The sequence below is a fragment of the Ramlibacter sp. genome (assembly GCF_036383835.1).
Classification (GTDB): Bacteria; Pseudomonadota; Gammaproteobacteria; order Burkholderiales; family Burkholderiaceae_C; genus Ramlibacter.
Genome location: NZ_DASVNN010000089.1, coordinates 13,087 through 35,122, shown reverse-complemented (window position 1 = coordinate 35,122; position 22,036 = coordinate 13,087). Strand labels below are relative to the sequence as shown.

Here is a 22,036-nt window from a genome sequence, read left to right as displayed (position 1 = left end):
TCGTTGTGCTCGTGAGGCGTCAGGGGGAAATTCCCCCTGCCTTGATGGCCCCGAGCCACTTTTGAGTGGCGAGACTGGGCTCTCCACTTGCGAGGGGACAAAAGCCCCCTCTTCTCACCGCCATCGCGGCGACCAACCGTGATGGCTTTGAAACTTACGCCGTCGTCGCCGGCGTGCCGGCGGGTTCGGTGGCGGGCTTGACAGCCGCCTTCTTCTTGCCCGGCGCGATCATCATGATCATCTGCCGGCCTTCGAGCTTCGGGAACTGCTCGATGAGGATGGTGTCCCCGAGGTCGTCCCGCAGCCGCTGCAGCAGCGCCATGCCGATTTCCTGGTGCGTGATCTCGCGGCCGCGGAACCGCAGCGTGATCTTGCACTTGTCGCCTTCGGCCAGGAAGCGGCGGATGTTGCGCAGCTTGATGTTGTAGTCACCGTCGTCGGTGCCCGGCCGGAACTTGACTTCCTTGATCTCGATGACCGTCTGCTTCGACTTCGCTTCCGCAGCCTTCTTCTGTTCCTGGTACTTGAACTTGCCGTAGTCCATCAGCCGGCAGACCGGCGGAATGGCGGTGGCGGCAATTTCCACCAGGTCCACGTCCAGCTCGCCTGCCATCCGCAGAGCCTCCTGGAGGCTCACGATGCCCAGGGGCTCGTTGTTGGGCCCGCTGAGGCGGACTTCCGGGGCCATGATCTCCCGGTTCAGGCGGTGCTTGCGTTCCTCGCGCTGGCGGCGGTCGCGAAATTCAGTAGCGATGGTCTTGCGTCCTGTTCAAAATCTATAGCAACACCGTCAAGGTGCGCGCGGCTCGCAGCTGCCTCCGTGAGATTCAGCGCTTGCTGGCGATGTCTTCGGCGATCCTCTTTCCGAACGCCTCGATCGACATCACACCCAGGTCCTGGTTGCCCCGGGCGCGCACCGCGACGGCACCAGCCGCCTTCTCTTTCTCGCCGACGACGAGGAGGTAAGGCGGCTTTTGCAGCGAATGCTCCCGTATTTTATACGTGATCTTCTCGTTGCGCAGATCCGTCTCGACCCTAAGCCCTTGATTCCTCAGCGTTTTGGCCAGATCCCGTACGTAATCGGCCTGGCCGTCGGTGATGTTGAGGATCACGGCCTGCGTCGGCGCGAGCCAGGCCGGCAGCGCCCCGGCGTGCTGCTCGATCAGGATGCCGATGTAACGCTCGAGGCTGCCGACGATGGCCCGGTGCAGCACCACCGGCCGGTGGCGCGCGCCGTCCTCGCCGACGTATTCGGCGTCCAGCCGCGTCGTCAGGTTGAAGTCAACCTGCATCGTGCCGACCTGCCACTGCCGGCCGATGGCGTCCTTCAGCGTGTATTCGATCTTCGGGCCGTAGAAGGCGCCGTCGCCCGGGGAGATCGTGAACTCGCAGCCCGAGCGGCGCAGCGATTCCATCAGCGCGTTCTCCGCCTTGTCCCACAGTTCGTCGGAGCCGATGCGCGCCGCCGGCCGCGTCGCGACCTTGTAGATGATCTCGGTGAAGCCGAAGTCCGCGTAGACCTTGTGCAGGACCTTCGTGAATTCCTCGCACTCCGGCAGGATGTGGTCCTCGGTGCAGAAGATGTGGCCGTCGTCCTGCGTGAACCCCCGCACGCGCATGATCCCGTGCAGGCCGCCCGAAGGCTCGTTGCGGTGGCACTGGCCGAACTCGCCGTAGCGCAGCGGCAGGTCGCGGTAGCTCTTCACGCCCTGCTTGAAGATCAGCACGTGGCCGGGGCAGTTCATCGGTTTCAGCGCGTACTCGCGCTTCTCCGACTCCGTGACGAACATGTTCTCGCGGTACTTGTCCCAGTGGCCCGTCTTCTCCCACAGCGACTTGTCGAGGATCTGCGGACCCTTGACCTCCAGGTAGCCGTTGTCGCGGTACACCTGCCGCATGTACTGCTCCACGGCCTGCCAGATGGCCCAGCCTTTCGGATGCCAGAACACCACGCCGGGGGCCGTGTCCTCGAGGTGGAACAGGTCCAGCTCACGGCCGAGGCGGCGATGGTCGCGCTTCTCCGCCTCTTCCAGCATCGTCAGGTACTGCTGCAGCTCCTCCTTGGAGGCCCAGGCCGTGCCGTACACGCGCTGCAGCATCTCGTTGCGGTGGTCGCCGCGCCAGTAGGCGCCGGCCACCTTCATGAGCTTGAAGTGCTTGAGCTTGCCCGTGCTCGGCACGTGCGGGCCGCGGCAGAGGTCCTCGAAGCCGCCTTCGGCGTACAGCGAGACGTCCTCGCCCTGCGGGATGCTGCCGATGATCTCCGCCTTGTAGTGCTCGCCGATCTGCTTGAAGTGCTGCACGGCCTCGTCGCGCGGCAGCACGCGGCGCGTCACCTTCTCGTCCCTGGCGGCGAGCTCGCCCATCCGCTTCTCGATCGCGACCAGGTCCTCGGGCGTGAAGGGCCGCTTGTACGCGAAGTCGTAATAGAAGCCGTTCTCGATCACCGGGCCGATCGTGACCTGCGCGTCGGGATAGAGCTCCTTCACCGCATAGGCCAGCAGGTGCGCCGTCGAGTGCCGGATCACGTCCAGGCCCTCGGGGTCCTTGGCCGTGAGGATCGCGAGCCGCGCGTTGTCGCGAATCGTGTGCATCGTGTCCACCACCTTGCCGTCCACCTTGCCGGCGATGGCCGACTTGGCGAGGCCGGGGCCGATGGAGGCGGCGACGTCGGCCACCGTCACGGGAGCGGGGAACTGGCGAAGGGAACCGTCGGGAAGCGTGATTTCGATCATGGTGTCTGAGGCGTTCGAACAACAAAAAAGCGCGGTGGCAGCCGCGCTTTTCGGTGGACGAAGCAACTCAGTGCACGCGCGACGACCCGGCCGCTAGCAGGCCGTGGTTCCTTCCGGAGGAGTTCGCGGTGTCATAACCAGGGTGCCTTTCTCGTCCTTGTTGCCCGTGGGAGGGGCCGATTCTACCCCGCCACGTAGCCCGTGCCGGAGCAGCGGTGGCAGTCGGTGATCACCGTCTGCTTCTCGACCTCGAACTTCTCGTTGATGTTCTCGCTGTCGATGCGCAACTGGCCAGCGCCGCCGCAATCGGGACAGGGCTTGCCGCTGAGGCTGGCCATGTCGAACTTGCCGGTGTCATCGCTCGTCTCCGCCATCGGGTCTCCTCACTGCCGGGATAGCTCGACTGTAACGAGAAGCGAAGGAAACACAAAGCCCGCGGGCGATGCCGCGGGCTTGCGTTCGTCATCCCCGCGGAGGCGGGGATCGAGGGCTTCAGGCGACCTTCCGCTCCTCCTGGTGCCCGTCGAAGAACTGCTCGTCTTCGGTCGACCCTTTCAGGGCCGCCGTGGACGACAGGGCTTCGATCGTGGTGGTCACCGAATCGAAGTAGCCGGTGCCGACCTCGCGCTGGTGCTTCACCGCGGTGAAGCCCTTCTCGGCCGCCGCGAACTCCTTCTGCTGCAACTCGACGAAGGCGCTCATGTTGTTGCGCGCGTAGCCGTAGGCCAGTTCGAACATCGAGTAGTTGAGGCTGTGGAAGCCGGCCAGCGTGATGAACTGGTACTTGTAGCCCATGGCGCCCAGCTCCTTCTGGAAGCGGGCGATGGTGGCGTCGTCGAGGTTCTTCTTCCAATTGAAGGACGGCGAGCAGTTGTAGGCCAGCAGCTTGCCGGGGAACTTCGCATGGATCGCGTCGGCGAAGTCCTTGGCGAACTTCAGGTCCGGCGTGCCGGTCTCGCACCAGATCAGGTCGGCAACCTCGGCGTAGGCGAGGCCGCGGCTCACGGCCTGGTCGAAGCCCTTGCGGGTGCGGTAGAAACCTTCGACGGTGCGTTCGCCGGTGCAGAAGGGCTGGTCGACCGGGTCGACGTCGCTCGTCACGAGGTCGGCCGCTTCGGCGTCGGTGCGGGCCAGCAGCACGGTGGGCACGCCCATCACGTCGGCGGCCAGGCGGGCGGCCACCAGCTTGGCGACGGCCTCGCGCGTCGGCACCAGCACCTTGCCGCCCATGTGGCCGCACTTCTTGACCGAGGCCAGCTGGTCCTCGAAATGCACGCCGGCGGCGCCCGCCTCGATCATGGCCTTCATCAGTTCGAAGGCATTCAGCACGCCGCCGAAGCCGGCTTCGGCATCGGCCACGACCGGCGCGAAGTAGTCGACGTAGCCCTCGTCGCCGGGACCCTTGCCTTCGCTCCACTGGATCTGGTCGGCGCGCTGGAAGGTGTTGTTGATCTTGCGCACGACCTTCGGCACGGAATCCACCGCATAGAGCGACTGGTCGGGGTACATCTCGCCGGTGCTGTTGGCGTCGGCCGCCACCTGCCAGCCGGAGAGGTAGATCGCCTTGAGGCCGGCCTTCACCTGCTGCATGGCCTGGTTGCCCGTGAGCGCACCCAGCGTGTTCACGAACGGCTCGGTGTTGATCAGGTTCCAGAGCTTCTCGGATCCGCGCCTGGCCAGCGTGTGGTCGATCTGCAGCGAACCGCGCAGCTTCACCACGTCGGCGGCGCTGTAGCCGCGCTTGATGCCTTTCCAGCGCGGGTTCTCGGCCCAGTCCTTTTCGAGCTGGGCGATCTGCTGTTCGCGGGTGAGGTGGGTCCAGTTGCTCATGTTCACTCCAGTGCGTTGATGTCGAACCGTTTCGCGACGGGGGCCGCGCTGGAATGAACTTTAAGTCTTGTAGAAGACTTCGTGTGGCTCTTCTGTCTTATACAAGACTAAATATTTTCATCAACAAAATCAGAGACTTGCATTTTGCATTTCGCTATCCGGAAGAAGTTTTCCCATATTGGAAAATTTTGCGGCAGCGCACAAGCGTCGTTTTTTGCAATGCGAAACGCGAATCAGGCGCCGTGAAAAACGATCCAGTCGCCGTGCCCGATCACCTGCTTTTCGCGAACGCGCTCCGGATTGATCTCGTACACGAGGCAGCCCATCGAGTTTCCGTTCACCGCGACGTCGATCTCGCGCTTGAAGTACTCGCTGTCCGCCCCCGGCACGATCTGCTCGATCCGGTCGAGGACGACCTCGAGCTCCGGCGTGATGCGGTACACCTCGCCCACCACGGTGACGGCCTCCTCGCCACCGAGCGTCAGGCCCGGATACCGGTCGACGTGGTACAGCACGCCCTGCACCTCGCCCATGCCCACGTAGCCGGGCGCGGGCTGCAGGCGATTGATGTCGTTGCGGCCGCCGCGGCGCAGGGTGCCGTAGACGAAGACGTGGCGCAGGGGGGCTTCGGGCATGATGCGTCGTTTCGCGCATTGTCGATGAGCTTCACGCCCAGCCGCCCACTCGCCTACGCCTGCCTCGCCCTGAGCATGTCGCTGGTGGGCAGCTACGTGGCGCTGTCCAAGCCGCTGGTGGCCGCCATCCCCGTGTTCCTGCTCGCGTGGCTGCGCTTCGGCATCGGCGGCCTGGCGATGCTGCACTGGCTGCGCAAGCCGGCGAGCGAACCGCCGATGACGCCACGCACGCGCAGGCTGCTGTTCCTCGAATCCTTCCTCGGCAACTTCCTGTTCTCGATCTGCATGCTGTTCGGCGTGAGCATGACCAGCGCCGTGTCGGCCGGCGTCATCATGGCGGCGATCCCGGCGACCGTGGCGATCCTGAGCCGCATCTTCCTGCGCGAGCCGATCCCGGGCCGCACCTGGACGGCGATCGCCTGCGCGGCCCTGGGCATCGGCCTGCTCGGGCTCGCCAGGCCGTCGCACGAAGACGGCGCGACGGGTGCCGGCGGCCTCGCCTGGCTGGGCAACCTGCTCGTGTTCGGCGCGGTGCTGTGCGAGGCGTCGTATGCGGTGATCGGCAAGGCGCTCACCGGCGCCCTCGGACCCAAGCGCATCACGGCGCTGATCAACGTGTGGGGCTTCCTGCTGGTCACGCCGCTGGGCCTGTGGGCCGCGCTGCGCTTCGACTTCGGCGGCGTCGCGACGGGCAGCTGGCTGCTGCTGGTGTTCTACGCGCTGGCCGCCAGCGTGTGGACGGTGTGGCTGTGGATGACCGGCCTGAAGGTGGTGCCGGCGGCCCAGGCGGGCGTGTTCACGGCGATGCTGCCGGTATCGGCGGCGGTGGTGGGGGTCGCGGTGCTGGGCGAAAAGCTCACCTTCCTGCAGGGGATGGCCTTCGTGTCGGCGCTGGCGGGGGTGGTCCTCGCCACGCTTCCGGCGCGCCGGGACTAGCGCCCCGTGACCTTCCGGATCGCCGGCTTGATGTTCTCCCGCTGCGCCGGCAGCACCGCCGCGCTCTCCCGCGGCACGTTCAGCACGATCGAGGTCGAGGTGTCGGCCAGCAGGCTGAACTTCGTCACGACGGCGTCGAGGTGCTCGACGTCGATCACGGCGATCTCCAGGATCCAGCTGTCCGCGCCCGCGACGTTGAAGGCGTTCACCACCTCGGGCGTCTGCTCGATCAAGCCGAGGATGCGGCCGTACTCCACCCGGCCGACGCGCAGGATCGCGCGGATGCCGTAGCCCAGGCGCTGGTAGTCCACGGCCGCCCGGTAGCCCCTGATGAAGCCGGCGATTTCCAGCTTGCGCACGCGCTCGGTCACCGCCGGCTGCGACAGCTGCACCTGCCGGCCCAGCTCCGCCATGCTGATGCGGGCGTCACGCTGCAGTTCCGCCAGGATGTGCGCGTCGTGGGCGTCGAGCTCTGGAACTTCTGTCGGCATGGTGGTTGACCTTCAAAATCAAGGCAGTTGTCGCTCTCTGCCTTGAATGATGCACCCAATGGTTCAGCCGGGCAAGCCAGGATCGAGGCGGCAGCCCATCGGAGCACCGGATTCCGGCCGGAACCGCACGTCGACTCATTGGGGGCGGCCGCCGCCGCGATCGCAACGGTGCCGGTGCGCGGCACTGCGCGGCCTCGGGCAACGTCCGCACCTGCCACGCCCGCCCCGATCGCCGCGCTCCGTGCGCTTCGCGATCGGCTCGCGGGAGCCGCGGGCGCGCTGGTTTCTCCAGCGAAAACTCGTGTGGCGACGCGATGTTGATGGCGCTTTCTCTCGCAATGGGTGAGCAGCGCAGCACGCGGCGCGCTCGATCCCGCTCGCACCCGGAGAGTCCTGCACGGGAGGCGCGTGCATCGCGCGAGGCGTGTTCCGCGCGGGCGCGCTGCTGACTTTCAGGGGGAAAACCGCGTGCGCGCGCGGATGAAAAAGCAACATCTCCCAGCGAAAAACCGTTTTTTCCGCTTGGACGCACCCTTTTTCTCCTTTAGCATCCGCAGTGCCAGTGCGAGTGCAGTTTTCACTGGTGGTTCATCAACTTCTAGAAGGAAAATCGATCATGGCAACTGCAAAGAAGGTGGCGAAGAAGGCGCCGGCGAAGAAAGCTCCGGCCAAGAAGGCCGTCGCGAAGAAGGCGGCCCCGGCCAAGAAGGCCGCGGCGAAGAAGGCGCCCGCGAAGAAGGCTGCACCGGCCAAGAAGGCAACTGCGAAGAAGGCGGCCCCGGCCAAGAAGGCTCCGGCGAAGAAGGCGCCCGCGAAGAAGCGCACGCCCAACGCGGCGTTCATGAAGCCCCTGACCCCGGACGCATCCCTGGCCGCCGTGGTGGGCTCGAACCCGCTGCCGCGCACGGAGATCGTGTCGAAGCTGTGGGCCTACATCAAGAAGAACAAGCTGCAGGACCAGGCGAACAAGCGCATGGTCAACGCGGACGACAAGCTGCGCGTCCTGTTCGGCAAGGGCCAGGTGTCCATGTTCGAGATGGCTGGCCTGATCGGCAAGCACGTCAAGTAATCGGACCCGTCCGATCGCTGAAAAGGCCGGCTCTGCCGGCCTTTTTCTTTGGGCGAGCCATCCGCGCGCACGTCATCCCCGCGCAGGCGGGGATCCAGGGCGCACGTCATCCCCGCGCAGGCGGGGATCCAGGGCTTCCTGTCTTGAAGCGGCTGCGCCGCTTCCCGCTTTTGAGCAACGGGCCGCGTCACGTCAGGCGGCGCGGTCTCGTACCCTCGAATGGTGGGCAAGCAAGCTTGCCCACCCTACGCCAGGACCCATGACGGTGGTAATGGCAAGGCACCAATGCGCCACCGCCCTGCCCTGCTGCCAGCCCCCGTGCGGGCGGGGCCGGGGTCGCGCATGAAGGCATGGCGCCTGCGAGGACCGGGCAGGCGGCCCAGCGCGGCTACGAGAGCGCGTAGCGCGTATCGAGCCGCGCGTACGTTTCCGACTCGCGACACCGGTGTTCGAGCGGAATGTTTGACCGCGCGCGGGCAAACACGCAGCGAGTTCGGTCGCGGGGGCCGCCTGCCCGGGCCTCGCAGGTTTGCCGAGCGCCGCAGGCGCGAAGGACGCCATGCCAGCGCGACTCCGGCCCCGCCCGTGCGGGGGCTGGCAGCCGGCGGGATGCGAAAAAGCGGGAAGCGGCGCAGCCGCTTCGGAGACAGGAAGCCCTGGATCCCCGCCTGCGCGGGGATGACGGGGAGGCCGCCTGCGCGGAGATGACGAAGGGGCCGCCTGCGCGGGGATGACGAAGAGACTGCCTTCGCGGGGATGACGGGAGAGGTCAATCCTCCCGCGAATGGAAGAACACGCTGAACGTGTTTCCCACCCCGTCCACGTCCTCTTCCAGCGTGATCTCCGCGCCGTGCAGCGTCGCGATCTCGCTGACGATGGCGAGGCCGAGGCCGCTGCCGTCTTCCTGGTTGCCGAGGAGGCGGTGGAAGCGCTCGAAGATGCGCTGGCGTTCGGCCACCGGGATGCTCGGGCCGTCGTCGCTGATCGCGAGCCGCACCTGCTGGTCGGCGCTGCGGCCGGTGCGCACCGTGACGCGGCCGCCCGGCTGGCTGTAGCGGATCGCGTTGTCGATCAGGTTGTTGATCAACTCGCGCAGCCGGTCCCGGTCCGCGTCGATCACCAGCGGCTCGTCGTCGGTGCCCTCGAAGCCGAGGTCGATGCTGCGCTTGATCGCATGCGGCACCCAGTCCATGCTGACCTCCAGCGCGAAGGCGTTCAGGTCCAGCGGCTGCAACTGCACCTTGTCCAGGGCGTTCGGCTCGTTGCGCGCCAGCGAGAGCAGTTGCCGCACCAGGCGCGACAGGCGGTCGGCGCTGATATAGAGCTGCGCCAGCGAATGCTTCACGCGCTCTGGATCCGTTTCGCGCAGCGCCAGTTCGATCTGCGCCTTCAGGCCGCTCACCGGCGTCTTCAGCTGGTGCGCCGCATCGGCCACGAAGCGGTTCTGGAAATCGAAGGTGGTGCCGAGGCGCCCCATCAGCTCGTTGACTTCGTCCACCAGCGGCCGCACCTCGCCGGGCACGTCGTGCGTGTCGATCGCGCTCAGGTCCAGGTGGGAACGGTTGGCGAGCGCATCGCGCAGCCGCTGCAGCGGCTGCAGGCCGCGCGAAACGCCGAACCAGACGACCGCCGTCGCCATCACGATCAGCAGCAGCTGCGGCAGCACGGTCGAAACCACCATCTCCCAGGCCAGGCGCGTGCGCTTGTGCAGCGTTTCGGCCACCTGCACGTGCACTTCCGGCGCGCCGGGCGTCGTCTTGATCGGCATGCGCGCCGACACCAGGCGCACTTCCTCGCCATGCAGCTCGACGTCCCGGAAGCGCGGCTCGATCCGCCCGCGCAGCACGCCCGGCGCGGGCAGTTCCGCATCGCCGCCCAGCAAGGTGCCGTCGGTGGCGTCGACGCGGTAGTACAGGCGGTCCTGCGCGTCGGTGAGCAGCACGTTGGCCGCGGCGTCCGACAGCTCCATCCGCGGCCGCCCCTCGCCGGGCTTCGCGTGCAGCACGATCTCGCGCGCGATCTCGTGCAGCGCGCGGTCGTAGGCCAGGTTGGCGAAGCGCAGCGACACGAAGTAGGCGGTGGCGGTGTCCAGCGCCAGCAGCAGCAGCAGCGGCCCGAGCAGCCACGCGAGCAGCTTGCGCTGCAGCCGCGGCTCAATCCTCCGCATCGGCGCGTTCCATGAGATAGCCCATGCCGCGCACCGTGCGGATCTCGCAGCCGAGCGGCTCCAGCTTCTTGCGCAGGCGGTAGACGTACACCTCGATGGCATTGGCACCGACCTCGTCGCCCCAGCCATAGAGGTGGTTGACCATCTGCTCCTTGCTGACCACGCGGCCCTCGCGCATCAGCAGCAGCTCCAGCACCGCGAGTTCGCGCGGCGACAGGTCCAGCGACTTCTTGTCGTGGAAGACGCGCCGGCCCACGGTGTCGAAGCGCAGCAGGCCGTGCTCCAGGTAGGGCGTGGAATTGCTGCCCCGGCGCAGCAGCGCGCGCACGCGCGCTTCCAGCACCGGCAGGTCGAAGGGCTTGGCCAGGTAGTCGTCGGCGCCGAGGTCCAGGCCCTTCACCTGGTCCTCCAGGCTGTCGAAGGCCGTGAGCATCAGCACCGGGATGGTGGAGCGGCGCGCGCGCAGGCGCCGCAGCACGTCCAGGCCGCTCAGGCCCGGCAGGCCGATGTCGAGGATGGCCAGGTCGTAGATCGCCAGCGTGAGCGCATGGTCCGCCTCCTCGCCGGTGGACACGTGGTCCACGGCGTGGGCGGACTGCACCAGCGCGCGGGAAAGCGCGTCGGCCAGTACCTTGTCGTCTTCAACCAGCAGGATCCGCATCGGCGGCAATCCTAACGCGAGCGCGGCCGTGTGCCGCGCCGGTCTGGCGCCGTCCGCCGGGTCGCGGCACAATCGGGGCTCCATGCCCGGCTTTGCCCTCTTCATCGGCGACCACCTCGCACGCAGCGTGCGCGGCATCCCCGGTGCGCCTCCCCGCTGACGCAAAACCGCCGCGCGCCCCGCCGCGCACCGTGTTTCGTCATCGTCAAAGGAGTCCGCAATGGCCGATCTGTTCGAGAACCCCATGGGCCTGATGGGGTTCGAGTTCGTCGAGTTCGCATCCCCCGTCCCCGACCTGCTCGAGCCGCTGTTCGAGAAGATGGGCTTTTCCCTCGTCGCCCGCCACCGTTCCAAGGACGTGCTGCTGTACCGGCAGGGCGCCATCAACTTCATCGTCAACCGCGAGCCGAAGAGCCAGGCGGCCTACTTCGCCGCGGAGCACGGCCCGTCGGCCTGCGGCCTCGCCTTCCGCGTGAAGGACGCCCACCAGGCCTACTACCGCGCGCTGGAGCTCGGCGCGCAGCCGATCGAGATCCCGACCGGCCCGATGGAGCTGCGGCTGCCCGCCATCAAGGGCATCGGCGGCGCGGCGCTGTACCTCATCGACCGCTTCGAGGACGGCAAGTCCATCTACGACATCGACTTCGAATTCCTCGAGGGCGTGGAGCGGCGGCCGAAGGGCGTGGGCCTGAAGGTGGTGGACCACCTCACGCACAACGTGTATCGCGGGCGCATGGCGCACTGGGCGGCCTTCTACGAGAAGCTGTTCAACTTCCGCGAGATCCGCTACTTCGACATCCAGGGCGAATACACGGGCCTCACCTCCAAGGCGATGACCGCGCCCGACGGCCTGATCCGCATCCCGCTGAACGAGGAATCGTCCAAGGGCGCCGGCCAGATCGAGGAGTTCCTGATGAAGTTCAGCGGCGAAGGCATCCAGCACGTGGCGCTGCTCACCGACAACCTCCTCGACACCGTCGACCAGCTGCAGATGGCGGGCATCCCGCTGATGACGGCGCCCAACGACATCTACTACGAGATGCTGGCGGAGCGCCTGCCGGGCCACGGCCAAAACGTGCCGGAACTGCAGGCGCGCGGGATCCTGCTGGATGGCTCTACCGCGGACGGGCGCAAGAGGTTGCTGCTGCAGATCTTCAGCGAGACGCTGCTCGGCCCGGTGTTCTTCGAGTTCATCCAGCGCCAGGGCGACGAGGGTTTCGGCGAGGGCAATTTCAAGGCCCTGTTCGAATCGCTGGAACGCGACCAGGTCCGACGCGGCGTGCTCGCCGTCAACGAAGCCTGAGCCTTTCTTCACGGACGGTCCAGCCACCGGCGATACCGTCCTGCCTGCAAGCAAGACACGGCCGCCGCCGCCCCTTCGCTTCGGCGACGGGGCGGCGGTGCGCTTGGCCCACCCGCAGCCTTCCGGCGGTCCTACAGGCCCGTTTGGGTGTGCGGCGCACGATTCGCTCCCAGAAGCGCAGACCAGTCCTCGTCCCGTAGCCTGCAGATGCGCTCACACCTCAGGAGTTTGGAATGAAAGCCGTCGTCTTCTGCGCTGCCCTCGCCACTTTCGCCGTGGCTCCAGCCTTCGCCCAGGACCTGATCGCCCGCCAGGGCGACGATTCGGTCCGCCTCTCCGAGGAAGCCTGCAAGAGCGACCTCGTGCTGAGCCGCATCGAAACCGGCACCGCCGGCGAGTACCGCGCCGCCTCCGCGATGTTCCAGGGCCAGCGCTTCCAGGCCTGCTGGCGCATGGTGGGCAACGCCGCGTACCTCGTGTACGAGGACGGCGACCAGGGCATCATTCCCGCCCACGAACTGAAGCCCGAGCTTTCCGCTTAAGCAGCTTCCTGCCACCGACCGCGCAACCGGGCGTGGTCCTCGGCGGGTGATGCACTATCCTCGGGCTATCGCCCCTGGAAGCCCATGACCCGCGTCCTGATCCTCGAGGATGACCCGACCACGTCCGCCATGCTGGTGGGCGTGGTTCGCCGCCAGCAGTGGGAGCCCCACCCCTGCGACGAGCTTGCCGCTGCCTGGAAGCTGCTGCGCGAGCAGCCCGTCGACATGGTGCTGCTGGACCTGAGCCTGCCCGATGGCGAAGGCACGGACCTGCTGCAGAAGATCCGCCGCGCCACCCAGGGCGAACTGCCGGATGCCAAGACGCCGGTGCTGGTCGTCTCCTCGCGTTCGCAGCTGCAGTCGCGCCTCACCGCCCTGGACCTCGGCGCCGACGGCTACGTGATCAAGCCGGTGCACCTGGAGGAAGTGGCCGCCGTGATGCGCGCGCTGCTGCGCCGTCGCACGACGCTCTCGGCGGGACAGATCACCCATGGCGACCTCGTGCTCGATCCGAACAGCCGCTTCGTGCAGAAGAAGGGCGCGACCGTCGAACTGACGGAGCAGGAGTTCGCGGTGCTGCTGGCCCTGCTGGAAGACCGCCCGGGCACGCTGAGCCGCGCGGACATCCAGGCGCGCACCGGCAACCGCGTGGGCGACGGCAGCGCGGTGGAGGTGCACGTGCACCACCTGCGCCGCAAGCTCGGCGATCGGGTGATCCAGACGGTGCGCGGCGCCGGCTACCGCATCGGCCCGGTGGAGGCCGCCTAGGTGCTGGCGGCCGTCCTCGCGATTTCCGTCGGCGCTTCCCTCGGCGCGCTGCTGCGCTGGGTCCTGGCGCTGAGGCTCAATGCCCTGCTCCCGTCGCTGCCCCTCGGCACGCTGGCGGCCAACCTGATCGGCGGCTTCGTGATCGGGCTCGCGATCGGCTGGCTCGACCGCCACCCGGAACTGCCGCCGCAGGTGCGCCTCTTCATCGTGACGGGCTTCCTGGGCGGACTCACCACCTTCTCCACCTTCTCGGCGGAAGTGGTGCTGCACCTGGACCAGGGCCGGCTGCTGTGGGCCTTGATGCTGGCCGGCAGCCACCTGGCCGGCTCGCTCGTGCTCACGGCGCTCGGGCTGGCGACCGTCCGTGCCATGGCGTAACAAAAGGTTAGGCAAACGTACTATGGATGAGATGTCTTTCTCCTAGAGCGCGAGCTCTTGGGGGAGGGAGACTGCGTGCATGCTGACCTTGACCTTGGATGCACTGCGGAGGCTGCTGGCCCTGGGCCGTCGCGATGCGCAGGACGCCCCCGACGGCGGGGTCGCGCCATCCGTTTCAGGCCACAAGCTGCGGCGTGGCAACCTGATCTTCCGCCTGCGCGCATGGCCGCAGCTGGAGGAATCGGGGCGCACCGCGGAGATCTACCGCATGCTGTCGGTGATGAGCAGCCAGCCCGTCAACCGCGACTGGCTGGAATCCCGCTGCCGGATGGCGCCGCAGCAGCTCGACGCGCTGCTGCAGAAGCTGGTGGCGGAAGGCGCGCTGGAAGTGATCGACCCCGGGCGCTTCGCCGGTCCGGCCTAATCGTAGGTGCCGGCGTCGGCCGGCTCCCGCACCGCCTGCGCCAGCACCTTGTCGATGCGCCGGCCGTCCAGGTCCACCACCTCGAACACCCATTCGCCGCAGTCGATGCGCTCGCCCGGACCGGGCAGGTGGCCCGACACGGCCATCAGCAGGCCCGCGAGGGTGTTGTAGCGGCCCTTGTCCTCCTCCGGCAGCTCGCGGATCTCCAGCCGCGCCTTCAGCTCGGACACGGGCATCAGTCCTTCGAGCAGCCACGAGCCGTCGTCGCGCTGCGTGGCCCAGGCCTGCAGGTCGCCCGCCGGCTGCAGTTCGCCGGTGATCGCTTCCAGCACGTCGTGCGGCGTGATCAGGCCCTGCACCACGCCGTATTCGTCGACCACGAACACCAGGCGCGCGGCCTGCATGCGGAACTGCTCCAGCAATTCCATGCCGCTGAGCGTCTCCGGCACGAAGATCGCGGGCACCGCATGCGGCTCCACCGGTCCCTCGTGCTGCGGGCCGAGCGAGATCAGCCGCGAGACGCTCACCAGGCCCACGACGTCGTCCAGCGAGCCGCGGCACACCGCGTACCAGGAATGCGCGTCGCTCTCGCCCGCCCGCCGCAGGGCCTCGCGCACCGGGGTGGCCGCGTCGAACCACTGCACGTCCGAGCGCGGCACCATCATCGAGGTCAGCGCCCGGTCGTCGAGGTGGAACACGTTGCGCACCATCTGGTGCTCGTGCTGCTCGATCACGCCGGCATCGACGCCCTCTTCCAGGCTGTGCGCGATCTCTTCCTCCGTCATGCCGCGCGGCGTGGTGGTGTCGATCGCGAGCAGCTTGAGGATCGCCTGGGTGGAACCGGAAAGCAGCTTGACGAAGGGGCCGGCGGCCTTGGACAGCCAGCGCATGGGACGCGCCGCCCAGCGCGAGACCTGTTCCGGATAGAGCTGGCCGATGCGCTTGGGCACCAGCTCGCCGAAGATGATGGTGACGTAGGTGATGAGGGCCACCACGATCGCGGTGGCGGCGATGCCGGCGGGCCGCTCGGGCACGCCCCAGCGATGCAGCGCCAGCGCGACGTCCCCGCTGAAGGCGGCCTCGCCGATGATGCCGTTGATGATGCCGATGGAGGTGATGCCCACCTGCACGGTGGACAGGAACTGCGTGGGCTGGTCCATCAGCTTCAGCGCCGCCCGGGCGCCGCCGTCGCCGGCTTCCGCCATCGCGCCAAGGCGCGCCTTGCGGCTGGAGGCCAGCGCCATCTCGGACATGGCGAAGAGGCCGTTGAGCAGCGTGAGCAGCGCGATCAGCAGGAAATCCATGAATCAGGACAGAATGGGAGCATCGGACTTTACTGCAACGCATCGTGCCCGAAGAACCGCTGGACCGCGTGCTGTGGTCCGACATGCAAGCCCAGCCCGCGTCCGGCCAGCTGCCGCTGCTGGCCCATTACACCTCCATCGGCACCCTCGAACGCATCGCGCAGACGGGCGAGATCTGGTTTTCCAACCCGCTGTACATGAACGACGTGGACGAGTTGCGCTACGGCATGAACCTCGGGTTGCATGCGGTGCGCACGCACACGGGCCTGCGCGAGGCCTGCCCGCCGGACCACTACAACGCGCTGCTGGACGCCTTCGACGCCCTGTACAGCGCCTTCGACGGCGAGTCGGCCTTCGACGTCTACGTCTTCAGCTGCTCGGAGCACGACGACGAGATCGGCGACGACGGGCTGCTGTCGATGTGGCGCGGCTACGGCGGCGACGGCAACGGCGTGGCGATCGTGTTCGACATGGCGCCGCTGCTGGCCGCCCGCACGCCGCTGCTGGTGCGGCAGGTGCAGTACCTGTCGTACGAGGCGAGCGAAGCCTGGATGGAGCAGAAGCTGCAGCAGTTCGCCAACGCGCTGCGGCGTGCCGGCGGCCCGGTGTCGGGCATGCAGGCGGCCGCGCAGGCGCTGTTCGAGCGCATCAAGCTGTTCGCGCTGTTCACCAAGCACCGCGGCTTCCACGAGGAGCGCGAGTGGCGCATCGTCTACCTGCGCGAGCGCGACGCCGGCGGCATGTTCACGCAGCAGCTGTCGTACGCGATCGGCGGCCGCGGCATCGAGCCGCGCCTGCGCTTCACGACCGACGCGCTCGGCCCGCAGGGCAAGGGCCCCGAGCTGCACGACATGGTGCAGCGGATCATCCTCGGCCCGGTGCTCGCCACGCCGCTGGCGCTGCGCTCGGTGGTGCGCATGCTGGAGCTGTACCAGCCCGCGTGGTCCGATCGCGTGGCGCGATCGAGCACGCCGTACCGCTCGCAGCGCTGACGCTCCGCATGGCGAACTACCTCCTCGGCGACATCCAGGGCTGCGACGCCCCGCTCGAACGGCTGCTCGGCCAGCTCGCTTTCTCCCCGAGCCGCGACACGCTCTACGTGCTGGGCGATCTCGTCAACCGCGGTCCGGCGTCGGCCGCGGTGGTGCACCGGCTCATGGCGTACGGCGACGCGGCGAAGTGCCTCCTCGGCAACCACGACCTGAGCCTGCTGGCGGTGGCGCATGGCCACCGCGCGCCGCACCGCAACGACACCATGGACGACATCCTCGGCGCGCCGGATCGCGAGGCGATGCTGGACTGGCTGCGGCATCGCTCCATGGCCCTGCATGCGCACGGCCTGCTGATGGTGCATGGCGGCGTGCTGCCCCAATGGGACCTGCCGCAGGTGCTGTCGCTGGCGGGCGAGCTGGAGGCCGTGCTGCGCGGGCCGGACCTGCCGGCCTTCCTCGCGCGGATGTGGGGCAACCAGCCGGATCGCTGGGACGACGCGCTCACCGGCGCGGACCGCCTGCGCGTGGTCGTCAACGCGCTCACGCGCCTGCGCTTCTGCACGCCGGACGGCGCGATGGACATGAAAGCTTCGGGCGGGATCGGCAAGGCGCCGCCCGGCATGCTGCCCTGGTTCGACGTGCCGGGCCGGCGCACGGCGGACGTATGCATCGCCTTCGGGCACTGGTCGACGCTGGGTTACCTGCGCCGGCCCGACATCGTCTCGCTGGATACCGGGTGCGTGTGGGGCGGCTGCCTGAGCGCGCTGAAGCTGTCCGATGACGGACGCCACGAACTGGTCCAGGAGCAGTGCGAGCAGGCGCAAGCGCCGGGGGAGTGAGTTTCGTCATCCCCGCGCAGGCGGGGACCCAGGGCTTCCAAAAGAAAATGCCCGCAGCTGCGGGCATCCCTGAAGCTCCGGCCCCCCGCCTGCGCGGGGGTGACGGTCATTGCGTGCTCTTGAACAGCGCCGCCACCTTCCGCTTCGGCTTGATGTTCGCCGAGACCCTTCCGCCCGCGGGCTTGGCGCCGGCATCCCACGACGGGACTTCCTCGCGCTGGGGCGACTCGTAGGGCTGGTCGAAGAAGGGATCCCTGGGCTGCTGCGGCGCCCGCGATTCGCGGCGGGACTCGTGGCGTTCGCGGCGCTCCTCGCCGTCCTCGCCCTGCTCGCGCCAGGCGCGGCGGCCGTCGTTGATGCGGCCGCGCGGGCGGTCGTCCTCGAACTCGATCGGCTCGATCTCGATCTTGCGTTTGAGCAGCTTCTCGAGATCCGCCATCAGGCGGCCGTCGCTGGGCGACACCAGCGTCACCGCGAGGCCGGAAGCGCCGGCACGGCCGGTGCGGCCGATGCGGTGCACGTAGTCCTCGGCGTTGAAGGGCACGTCGAAGTTGAAGACCGCCGGTACGTCCTTGATGTCGAGGCCGCGGGCCGCGACGTCGGTGGCGACCAGCAGGTCGACCTCGCCCTTCTTGAAGGCGTCGAGCGCCTTCAGGCGCTCGTCCTGGCTCTTGTCGCCGTGCAGCGCGGTGGTCTTCAGGCCCTCACGCTCCAGGGAGCGCGCGAGCCGTGCGCATCCGAGCTTGCTGTTGACGAACACGAAGGCCTGGCTGATCCCGCGCTGCCGCACGATCTGCTTGACCGCACGCCGCTTGTCGTCGTCCGGCACGTTGAAGAAATGCTGTTCGACCGTCGAAGCCGTGGTGTTGGGCCGCGACACCTCGATGGTCACCGGGTCCTGCAGGTAGCTGGCGGCCAGCCGCTTGATCTCGGGCGAGAAGGTCGCGGAGAACAGCAACGTGATGCGCTGCTTGGGCAGGTACGACAGGATGCGCTGCAGGTCCGGCAGGAAGCCGATGTCCAGCATGCGGTCGGCCTCGTCCAGCACCACGTATTCGACCTGGTTCAGGACGGCGTTCTTGGCCTCGATGTGATCGAGCAGGCGGCCCGGCGTGGCCACCAGCACCTCGACGCCGCGCTTCAGTTCGGCGGTCTGCGGCTTCATGTCCATGCCGCCGAACACCACCGCGCTGCGCAGGTTCGTGTACTTGGAATAGAGCTTGACCTGCTGCGCCACTTGGTCGGCCAGCTCGCGCGTCGGCAGCAGCACCAGCGCGCGCACCGGGTGCCGCGCCGGCGAGGTGGAGGCGTTCTCGTGCTTCAGCATGCGCTGCAGCAGCGGCAGCGAGAAGGCGGCCGTCTTGCCGGTGCCGGTCTGCGCCGCGCCCATCACGTCCTTGCCGGTCAGCACGACGGGGATGGCCTGCGCCTGGATGGGCGTCATGCTCTCGTAGCCCATCTCGGCCACGGCCCGGGCCAGCGGCTCGGCGAGGTTCAGTTTGGAAAAGGCGGATTCGGACATCAACCGGCGATTGTCGCATTACCGCAAAAACCGGGCCAGGGAGCCCCAAATGGGGGCCATCCCGGCCTCAGAGATTGCGGGTATTGAACGTATCGCAGGACTTGACGCTGCCCGTCTTCAGGCCCGTCATGAACCAGCGTTGCCGCTGCTCGCTGCTGCCGTGCGTGAAGCTTTCCGGCACCACGGCGCGGCCGGCGTTGGCCTGCAGCGCGTCGTCGCCGATCTTCTGGGCGGCGTTCATCGCTTCCTCGATGTCGCCCTGCTCCAGGATCTGGCGCTGGTTCTGCGCGTGGTGGCCCCAGACGCCGGCGAAGCAGTCGGCCTGCAGCTCGAGGCGCACGCTCAGCGCGTTGGCCTCGCCGCGGCTGCGCGCGGCCTGCTGCGCGCCCTGCACCTTCTCGCTGATGCCCAGGAGGTTCTGCACGTGGTGGCCGACCTCGTGCGCGATCACGTAGGCCTGCGCGAAGTCGCCGGGCGCACCCATGCGGCTCTTCATCGTCTCGTAGAAGCTCAGGTCGATGTAGACCTTCTGGTCCAGCGGGCAGTAGAAGGGACCCATCTGCGCCTGGCCGGCGCCGCAGCCGGTGCGGATCGCGCCGCGATACAGCACCAGCTTGGGCTCCACGTACTTCGCGCCGCCCTGCTGGAACTGCTGCTTCCACACGTCCTCGGTGTCGGCGAGCACGGTGGAGACGAACTGGCCCATCTTGTCGGTGGCCGGCGGCGCCGGCGCCGGGCCCTGCTGCTGCACCTGCGGTGCGCCGCCGCCCGACATCATCCCGATGATCTCGAGCGGATTGATGCCCAGGAGGGCGCCGCCGATCAGGGCCACGACGATGGTGCCGATGCCGATGGTGCCGCCGCCGAGGCCGAAGCCTCCCCCGCCACCGCTGCTGCGTTGGTCCTCGACGTTCGATGAAGTGCGGTTGCCTTCCCAGCGCATACGGTTCTCCTGCTGTAGAGTCTTTGCATGCTAGCGAGTCCCAGCACGCCTCCGCGTAAGCCGCCGACCGTATTGGTCACCGGCTTCGATCCCTTCGGGGGTAGCGCGGTCAATCCCAGTTGGGATGCCGTCCATGCCCTACACGGCCGGACCATTGCCGGGCACCAGGTCGTCGGCGGCGAGATCCCGACGATCTTCGGCACCTCGCTGGCCCGGCTCGCCGCCCTCATGGAAGAGCACCGGCCCCGCCTCGTGATTTGTACCGGCCAGGCGGGGGGCCGCGGCGCGATGTCGCTGGAGCGGGTGGCGATCAACGTGAACGATGCACGCATTCCGGACAACGCCGGCAGCAAGCCGATCGACGTCTCCATCGTCGCCGACGGCCCGGCCGCGTACTTCACCAGCCTGCCGATCAAGGCGATGCTGCAGGCGCTGCTCGACGCCGGCGTGCGCGCAGAGGTTTCGCAGACGGCCGGAACGTTCGTCTGCAACCAGACTTTTTACGGATTGATGCACCTTCTGGCGCGGCCGGAGTGGCAGGGCACCCGCGGCGGCTTGGTCCACGTGCCCTTCCTGCCCGAACAGGGCATGCCCTGCATGCGGGTGGAAGAGATCGTGCGCGGGCTGGAGATCGCGATCATCACCGCGCTGTCGACGCACCACGACATCCGCAAGGAGGCGGGCGCGCTGAATTGACTCGGCGCGGCGCGGGGACACGCCCCGCCGCCTAGAATCGGGCAGTGGCCACCCTCAACGCCGACCTGCATTGCCATTCCGTCGTCTCCGACGGGACGCTGGAGCCCGAAGTGCTCGCGGCGCGCGCGGCAGCCAACGGGGTGGAGCTCTGGGCCCTGACCGACCACGACGAGATCGGCGGCCAGCGCCGGGCCGCCGAGGCCGCCCACGCCCACGGCATGCAATACCTCACCGGCACCGAGATCTCGGTGACCTTCGCCCACGAGACGGTGCACATCGTCGGCCTCGGCTTCGACGCCGAAGATCCGCAGATGCACCGCGGCCTGCAGCAGACGCGCGGCGGCCGCGGCAACCGCGCGCTGGACATCGCCGCCGGCCTCGCGCAGGCGGGCATCCCGAACGCCTACGAAGGCGCGCTGAAGTTCGTCGGCAATCCCGACCTCATCTCGCGCACCCACTTCGCCCGCCACCTGGTCGAGTCCGGCGTCTGCAAGGACACCGGCGACGTGTTCCGCCGCTTCCTCACCGAAGGCAAGCCCGGCTACGTGCCGCATCGCTGGGCCTCGCTGAAGGACGCCGTGCGCTGGATCACGGATGCCGGCGGCCTGGCGGTGATCGCGCATCCGGCCCGCTACCGGTTCACCGCCAACGAGGAATACGCCCTGTTCACCGAGTTCAAGGCGCATGGCGGCCGCGGAGTGGAGGTGGTCACCGGCAGCCACACGGCGGCCGAAGCCACGAAGTACGCCGCCACGGCGCGCGAATTCGACCTCGCCGCCTCGCGCGGCAGCGACTTCCACAGCCCGGACGAGAGCCACACCGACCTGGGCCGGCTGCCGCCCCTGCCCGGCGAGCTGACGCCGGTGTGGGAACTGCTGGCCGACCGCATCCTGTGACGGCACGCGCCGCGGCCCTGGCGCTGCGCAAACCCCATGCCCTCGCGGGCATCGCGCTGGTGATCGGCGCCGGTGCCTGCTTCGCCGCGCTCGACACCACCACCAAGTACGTCAGCGCCTCCGTGCCGCTTTTGATGGCGCTGTGGTTCCGCTACTTCTTCCAGGCCGCGGCCACGACGGTCGCCGTGATGCCCACGCGCGGCTGGCGCGTGTGGCGCACGCGCCGGCTCGCCTGGCACCTGCTGCGCGGCCTGCTGCTGCTCACGAGCAGCCTGCTGGCCTTCCTGAGCCTGCGCTACCTGCCGGTCGGCGAATTCACGGCGATCGTGATGATCACGCCGCTGGCGATCACGGTGCTGGCGGCGACCCTGCTCAAGGAGCCGGTGTCGCTGCTGCGCTGGATGCTGGTGGCCGGCGGCTTCATCGGCACGCTGACCATCATCCGGCCGGGCGGCAGCGCCTTCGGCTGGAGCAGCCTGCTGCCGCTCGCGCTGGTGGCCAGCAACTCCTGGTTCCAGGTGCTCACCAGCAAGCTGGCGCGCACCGAGGATCCGGTGACGATGCACCTCTACACCGGCTGGACGGGCACGCTGCTGTCGGCACTGGCCCTGCCCTTCGTCTGGACGGCGCTGCCCGATCCCTGGCTGTGGGCCGGCCTCGTCTTCATGGGACTGACGGCCACCGTCGGCCACTTCATGCTGATCCTGGCCTACTACCGCGCGCCGGCGGCGACGCTCACGCCCTATCTCTACAGCCAGATCGCGTTCGCGATGCTCGGCGGCCTGCTCGTGTTCTCGCACGTGCCCGACCACCTGTCGCTCGCCGGCATCGGCATGATTGCGTTCTGCGGCGCCGCCGGGGCCTGGCTCACGGTGCGGGAACGGCGCGAAGCAGGCACTTGAGGC

The 22,036-nt window shown here is 68.2% G+C and carries 23 protein-coding genes; 12 read left to right on the top strand and 11 right to left on the bottom strand.

The window, feature by feature from the left end; translation table 11 throughout:
* Positions 1-154: 154 nt before the first annotated feature.
* The 5 genes from infC to VF522_RS14440 form a co-directional block, all read right to left on the bottom strand.
* Complete coding sequence (gene infC, locus VF522_RS14460; protein ID WP_330909041.1) at positions 155-754, bottom strand: translation initiation factor IF-3; 600 nt, start codon at positions 752-754, stop codon at positions 155-157.
* Between the two features lie 73 nt (positions 755-827).
* Positions 828-2,735 carry a threonine--tRNA ligase gene (gene thrS, locus VF522_RS14455; RefSeq protein WP_330908985.1) on the bottom strand — a complete coding sequence of 636 codons (1,908 nt, stop codon included), beginning with the start codon at positions 2,733-2,735 and terminating at the stop codon, positions 828-830.
* A 182-nt stretch (positions 2,736-2,917) separates the two neighbouring features.
* Positions 2,918-3,109, bottom strand: a complete 192-nt coding sequence (locus VF522_RS14450; RefSeq protein ID WP_330908984.1) for a hypothetical protein — start codon at positions 3,107-3,109, stop codon at positions 2,918-2,920.
* A 118-nt stretch (positions 3,110-3,227) separates the two neighbouring features.
* A complete protein-coding gene (gene aceA, locus VF522_RS14445) occupies positions 3,228-4,565 on the bottom strand; it encodes an isocitrate lyase (RefSeq protein ID WP_330908983.1) in 1,338 nt (445 codons plus the stop codon).
* A 233-nt stretch (positions 4,566-4,798) separates the two neighbouring features.
* Complete coding sequence (locus VF522_RS14440) at positions 4,799-5,200, bottom strand: gamma-glutamylcyclotransferase family protein (RefSeq protein WP_330908982.1); 402 nt, start codon at positions 5,198-5,200, stop codon at positions 4,799-4,801.
* A 24-nt stretch (positions 5,201-5,224) separates the two neighbouring features.
* Between VF522_RS14440 and VF522_RS14435 the strand changes: the two genes are divergently transcribed.
* A complete protein-coding gene (locus VF522_RS14435; protein WP_330908981.1) occupies positions 5,225-6,136 on the top strand; it encodes a DMT family transporter in 912 nt (303 codons plus the stop codon).
* On the opposite strand, the gene VF522_RS14430 is transcribed toward VF522_RS14435, so the two are convergent.
* A complete protein-coding gene (locus VF522_RS14430) occupies positions 6,133-6,627 on the bottom strand; it encodes an Lrp/AsnC family transcriptional regulator (RefSeq protein WP_330908980.1) in 495 nt (164 codons plus the stop codon). The two genes, VF522_RS14435 and VF522_RS14430, sit on opposite strands and share 4 nt — an antisense overlap.
* Positions 6,628-7,243: 616 nt before the next feature.
* Here VF522_RS14430 and VF522_RS14425 point away from each other — a divergent pair.
* Positions 7,244-7,696 carry an SWIB/MDM2 domain-containing protein gene (locus tag VF522_RS14425; RefSeq protein ID WP_330908979.1) on the top strand — a complete coding sequence of 151 codons (453 nt, stop codon included), beginning with the start codon at positions 7,244-7,246 and terminating at the stop codon, positions 7,694-7,696.
* 769 nt (positions 7,697-8,465) lie between these two features.
* Here VF522_RS14425 and VF522_RS14420 read toward each other — a convergent pair.
* Entirely contained in the window at positions 8,466-9,863 is a 1,398-nt protein-coding gene (locus VF522_RS14420) for a sensor histidine kinase N-terminal domain-containing protein (RefSeq protein ID WP_330908978.1), read from the bottom strand.
* Positions 9,850-10,524, bottom strand: coding sequence for a response regulator transcription factor (locus VF522_RS14415; RefSeq protein ID WP_330908977.1), 675 nt, complete (start codon positions 10,522-10,524; stop codon positions 9,850-9,852). The genes VF522_RS14420 and VF522_RS14415 overlap by 14 nt, the downstream gene beginning before the upstream one ends.
* A 220-nt stretch (positions 10,525-10,744) precedes the next feature.
* On the opposite strand from VF522_RS14415, the gene hppD reads away from it, so the two are divergent.
* The 5 genes from hppD (at position 10,745) to VF522_RS14390 (ending at position 13,939) form a co-directional block, all read left to right on the top strand.
* Positions 10,745-11,827 carry a 4-hydroxyphenylpyruvate dioxygenase gene (gene hppD / locus VF522_RS14410; protein WP_330908976.1) on the top strand — a complete coding sequence of 361 codons (1,083 nt, stop codon included), beginning with the start codon at positions 10,745-10,747 and terminating at the stop codon, positions 11,825-11,827.
* A gap of 233 nt (positions 11,828-12,060) precedes the next feature.
* Positions 12,061-12,369, top strand: a complete 309-nt coding sequence (locus tag VF522_RS14405) for a hypothetical protein (RefSeq protein WP_330908975.1) — start codon at positions 12,061-12,063, stop codon at positions 12,367-12,369.
* An 84-nt stretch (positions 12,370-12,453) separates the two neighbouring features.
* Positions 12,454-13,137: a response regulator transcription factor gene (locus tag VF522_RS14400; RefSeq protein ID WP_330908974.1), complete on the top strand. Its 684-nt coding sequence runs from the start codon at positions 12,454-12,456 to the stop codon at positions 13,135-13,137.
* Complete coding sequence (gene crcB, locus VF522_RS14395) at positions 13,138-13,515, top strand: fluoride efflux transporter CrcB (protein ID WP_330908973.1); 378 nt, start codon at positions 13,138-13,140, stop codon at positions 13,513-13,515.
* Positions 13,516-13,594: 79 nt separating this feature from the next.
* Complete coding sequence (locus tag VF522_RS14390; RefSeq protein WP_330908972.1) at positions 13,595-13,939, top strand: hypothetical protein; 345 nt, start codon at positions 13,595-13,597, stop codon at positions 13,937-13,939.
* On the opposite strand, the gene VF522_RS14385 is transcribed toward VF522_RS14390, so the two are convergent.
* A complete protein-coding gene (locus tag VF522_RS14385) occupies positions 13,936-15,243 on the bottom strand; it encodes a hemolysin family protein (RefSeq protein ID WP_330908971.1) in 1,308 nt (435 codons plus the stop codon). The genes VF522_RS14390 and VF522_RS14385 overlap by 4 nt on opposite strands.
* Positions 15,244-15,287: 44 nt before the next feature.
* Here VF522_RS14385 and VF522_RS14380 point away from each other — a divergent pair, with 44 nt between their 5' ends.
* Both VF522_RS14380 and VF522_RS14375 read left to right on the top strand, forming a co-directional pair.
* On the top strand, positions 15,288-16,235 hold the full coding sequence (locus tag VF522_RS14380) for a DUF2971 domain-containing protein (protein WP_330908970.1): 948 nt from the start codon (positions 15,288-15,290) through the stop codon (positions 16,233-16,235).
* A gap of 8 nt (positions 16,236-16,243) precedes the next feature.
* Entirely contained in the window at positions 16,244-17,074 is an 831-nt protein-coding gene (locus VF522_RS14375; protein ID WP_330908969.1) for a symmetrical bis(5'-nucleosyl)-tetraphosphatase, read from the top strand.
* A 106-nt stretch (positions 17,075-17,180) separates the two neighbouring features.
* Here the strand turns inward: VF522_RS14375 and VF522_RS14370 are convergent, their stop codons facing one another.
* Both VF522_RS14370 and ypfJ read right to left on the bottom strand, forming a co-directional pair.
* Entirely contained in the window at positions 17,181-18,596 is a 1,416-nt protein-coding gene (locus VF522_RS14370; RefSeq protein WP_330908968.1) for a DEAD/DEAH box helicase, read from the bottom strand.
* A 67-nt stretch (positions 18,597-18,663) separates the two neighbouring features.
* Positions 18,664-19,539, bottom strand: coding sequence for a KPN_02809 family neutral zinc metallopeptidase (gene ypfJ / locus VF522_RS14365; protein WP_330908967.1), 876 nt, complete (start codon positions 19,537-19,539; stop codon positions 18,664-18,666).
* A 27-nt stretch (positions 19,540-19,566) separates the two neighbouring features.
* Here ypfJ and pcp point away from each other — a divergent pair, with 27 nt between their 5' ends.
* From pcp to VF522_RS14350, 3 genes are read left to right on the top strand one after another with little or no spacing between them, the layout of a single operon-like run.
* Entirely contained in the window at positions 19,567-20,235 is a 669-nt protein-coding gene (gene pcp, locus VF522_RS14360; RefSeq protein WP_330908966.1) for a pyroglutamyl-peptidase I, read from the top strand.
* A 44-nt stretch (positions 20,236-20,279) separates the two neighbouring features.
* Positions 20,280-21,131: a 3',5'-nucleoside bisphosphate phosphatase gene (locus VF522_RS14355; RefSeq protein ID WP_330908965.1), complete on the top strand. Its 852-nt coding sequence runs from the start codon at positions 20,280-20,282 to the stop codon at positions 21,129-21,131.
* Positions 21,128-22,033: a DMT family transporter gene (locus VF522_RS14350; protein ID WP_330908964.1), complete on the top strand. Its 906-nt coding sequence runs from the start codon at positions 21,128-21,130 to the stop codon at positions 22,031-22,033. Before VF522_RS14355 ends, VF522_RS14350 begins: the two co-directional genes overlap by 4 nt.
* Positions 22,034-22,036: the final 3 nt, after the last annotated feature.

Coding starts and splice junctions, on each gene's coding strand:
- VF522_RS14440 (WP_330908982.1), bottom strand. CDS start 5,200: ATGCCCGAAGCCCCCCTGCGCCACGTCTTCGTCTACGGCACCCTGCGC.
- VF522_RS14450 (WP_330908984.1), bottom strand. CDS start 3,109: ATGGCGGAGACGAGCGATGACACCGGCAAGTTCGACATGGCCAGCCTC.
- VF522_RS14370 (WP_330908968.1), bottom strand. CDS start 18,596: ATGTCCGAATCCGCCTTTTCCAAACTGAACCTCGCCGAGCCGCTGGCC.
- VF522_RS14400 (WP_330908974.1), top strand. CDS start 12,454: ATGACCCGCGTCCTGATCCTCGAGGATGACCCGACCACGTCCGCCATG.
- VF522_RS14385 (WP_330908971.1), bottom strand. CDS start 15,243: ATGGATTTCCTGCTGATCGCGCTGCTCACGCTGCTCAACGGCCTCTTC.
- VF522_RS14390 (WP_330908972.1), top strand. CDS start 13,595: ATGCTGACCTTGACCTTGGATGCACTGCGGAGGCTGCTGGCCCTGGGC.
- pcp (WP_330908966.1), top strand. CDS start 19,567: ATGCTAGCGAGTCCCAGCACGCCTCCGCGTAAGCCGCCGACCGTATTG.
- VF522_RS14405 (WP_330908975.1), top strand. CDS start 12,061: ATGAAAGCCGTCGTCTTCTGCGCTGCCCTCGCCACTTTCGCCGTGGCT.
- thrS (WP_330908985.1), bottom strand. CDS start 2,735: ATGATCGAAATCACGCTTCCCGACGGTTCCCTTCGCCAGTTCCCCGCT.
- aceA (WP_330908983.1), bottom strand. CDS start 4,565: ATGAGCAACTGGACCCACCTCACCCGCGAACAGCAGATCGCCCAGCTC.
- VF522_RS14430 (WP_330908980.1), bottom strand. CDS start 6,627: ATGCCGACAGAAGTTCCAGAGCTCGACGCCCACGACGCGCACATCCTG.
- VF522_RS14435 (WP_330908981.1), top strand. CDS start 5,225: ATGAGCTTCACGCCCAGCCGCCCACTCGCCTACGCCTGCCTCGCCCTG.
- VF522_RS14375 (WP_330908969.1), top strand. CDS start 16,244: ATGGCGAACTACCTCCTCGGCGACATCCAGGGCTGCGACGCCCCGCTC.
- VF522_RS14420 (WP_330908978.1), bottom strand. CDS start 9,863: ATGCGGAGGATTGAGCCGCGGCTGCAGCGCAAGCTGCTCGCGTGGCTG.
- VF522_RS14415 (WP_330908977.1), bottom strand. CDS start 10,524: ATGCGGATCCTGCTGGTTGAAGACGACAAGGTACTGGCCGACGCGCTT.
- ypfJ (WP_330908967.1), bottom strand. CDS start 19,539: ATGCGCTGGGAAGGCAACCGCACTTCATCGAACGTCGAGGACCAACGC.
- VF522_RS14425 (WP_330908979.1), top strand. CDS start 7,244: ATGGCAACTGCAAAGAAGGTGGCGAAGAAGGCGCCGGCGAAGAAAGCT.
- hppD (WP_330908976.1), top strand. CDS start 10,745: ATGGCCGATCTGTTCGAGAACCCCATGGGCCTGATGGGGTTCGAGTTC.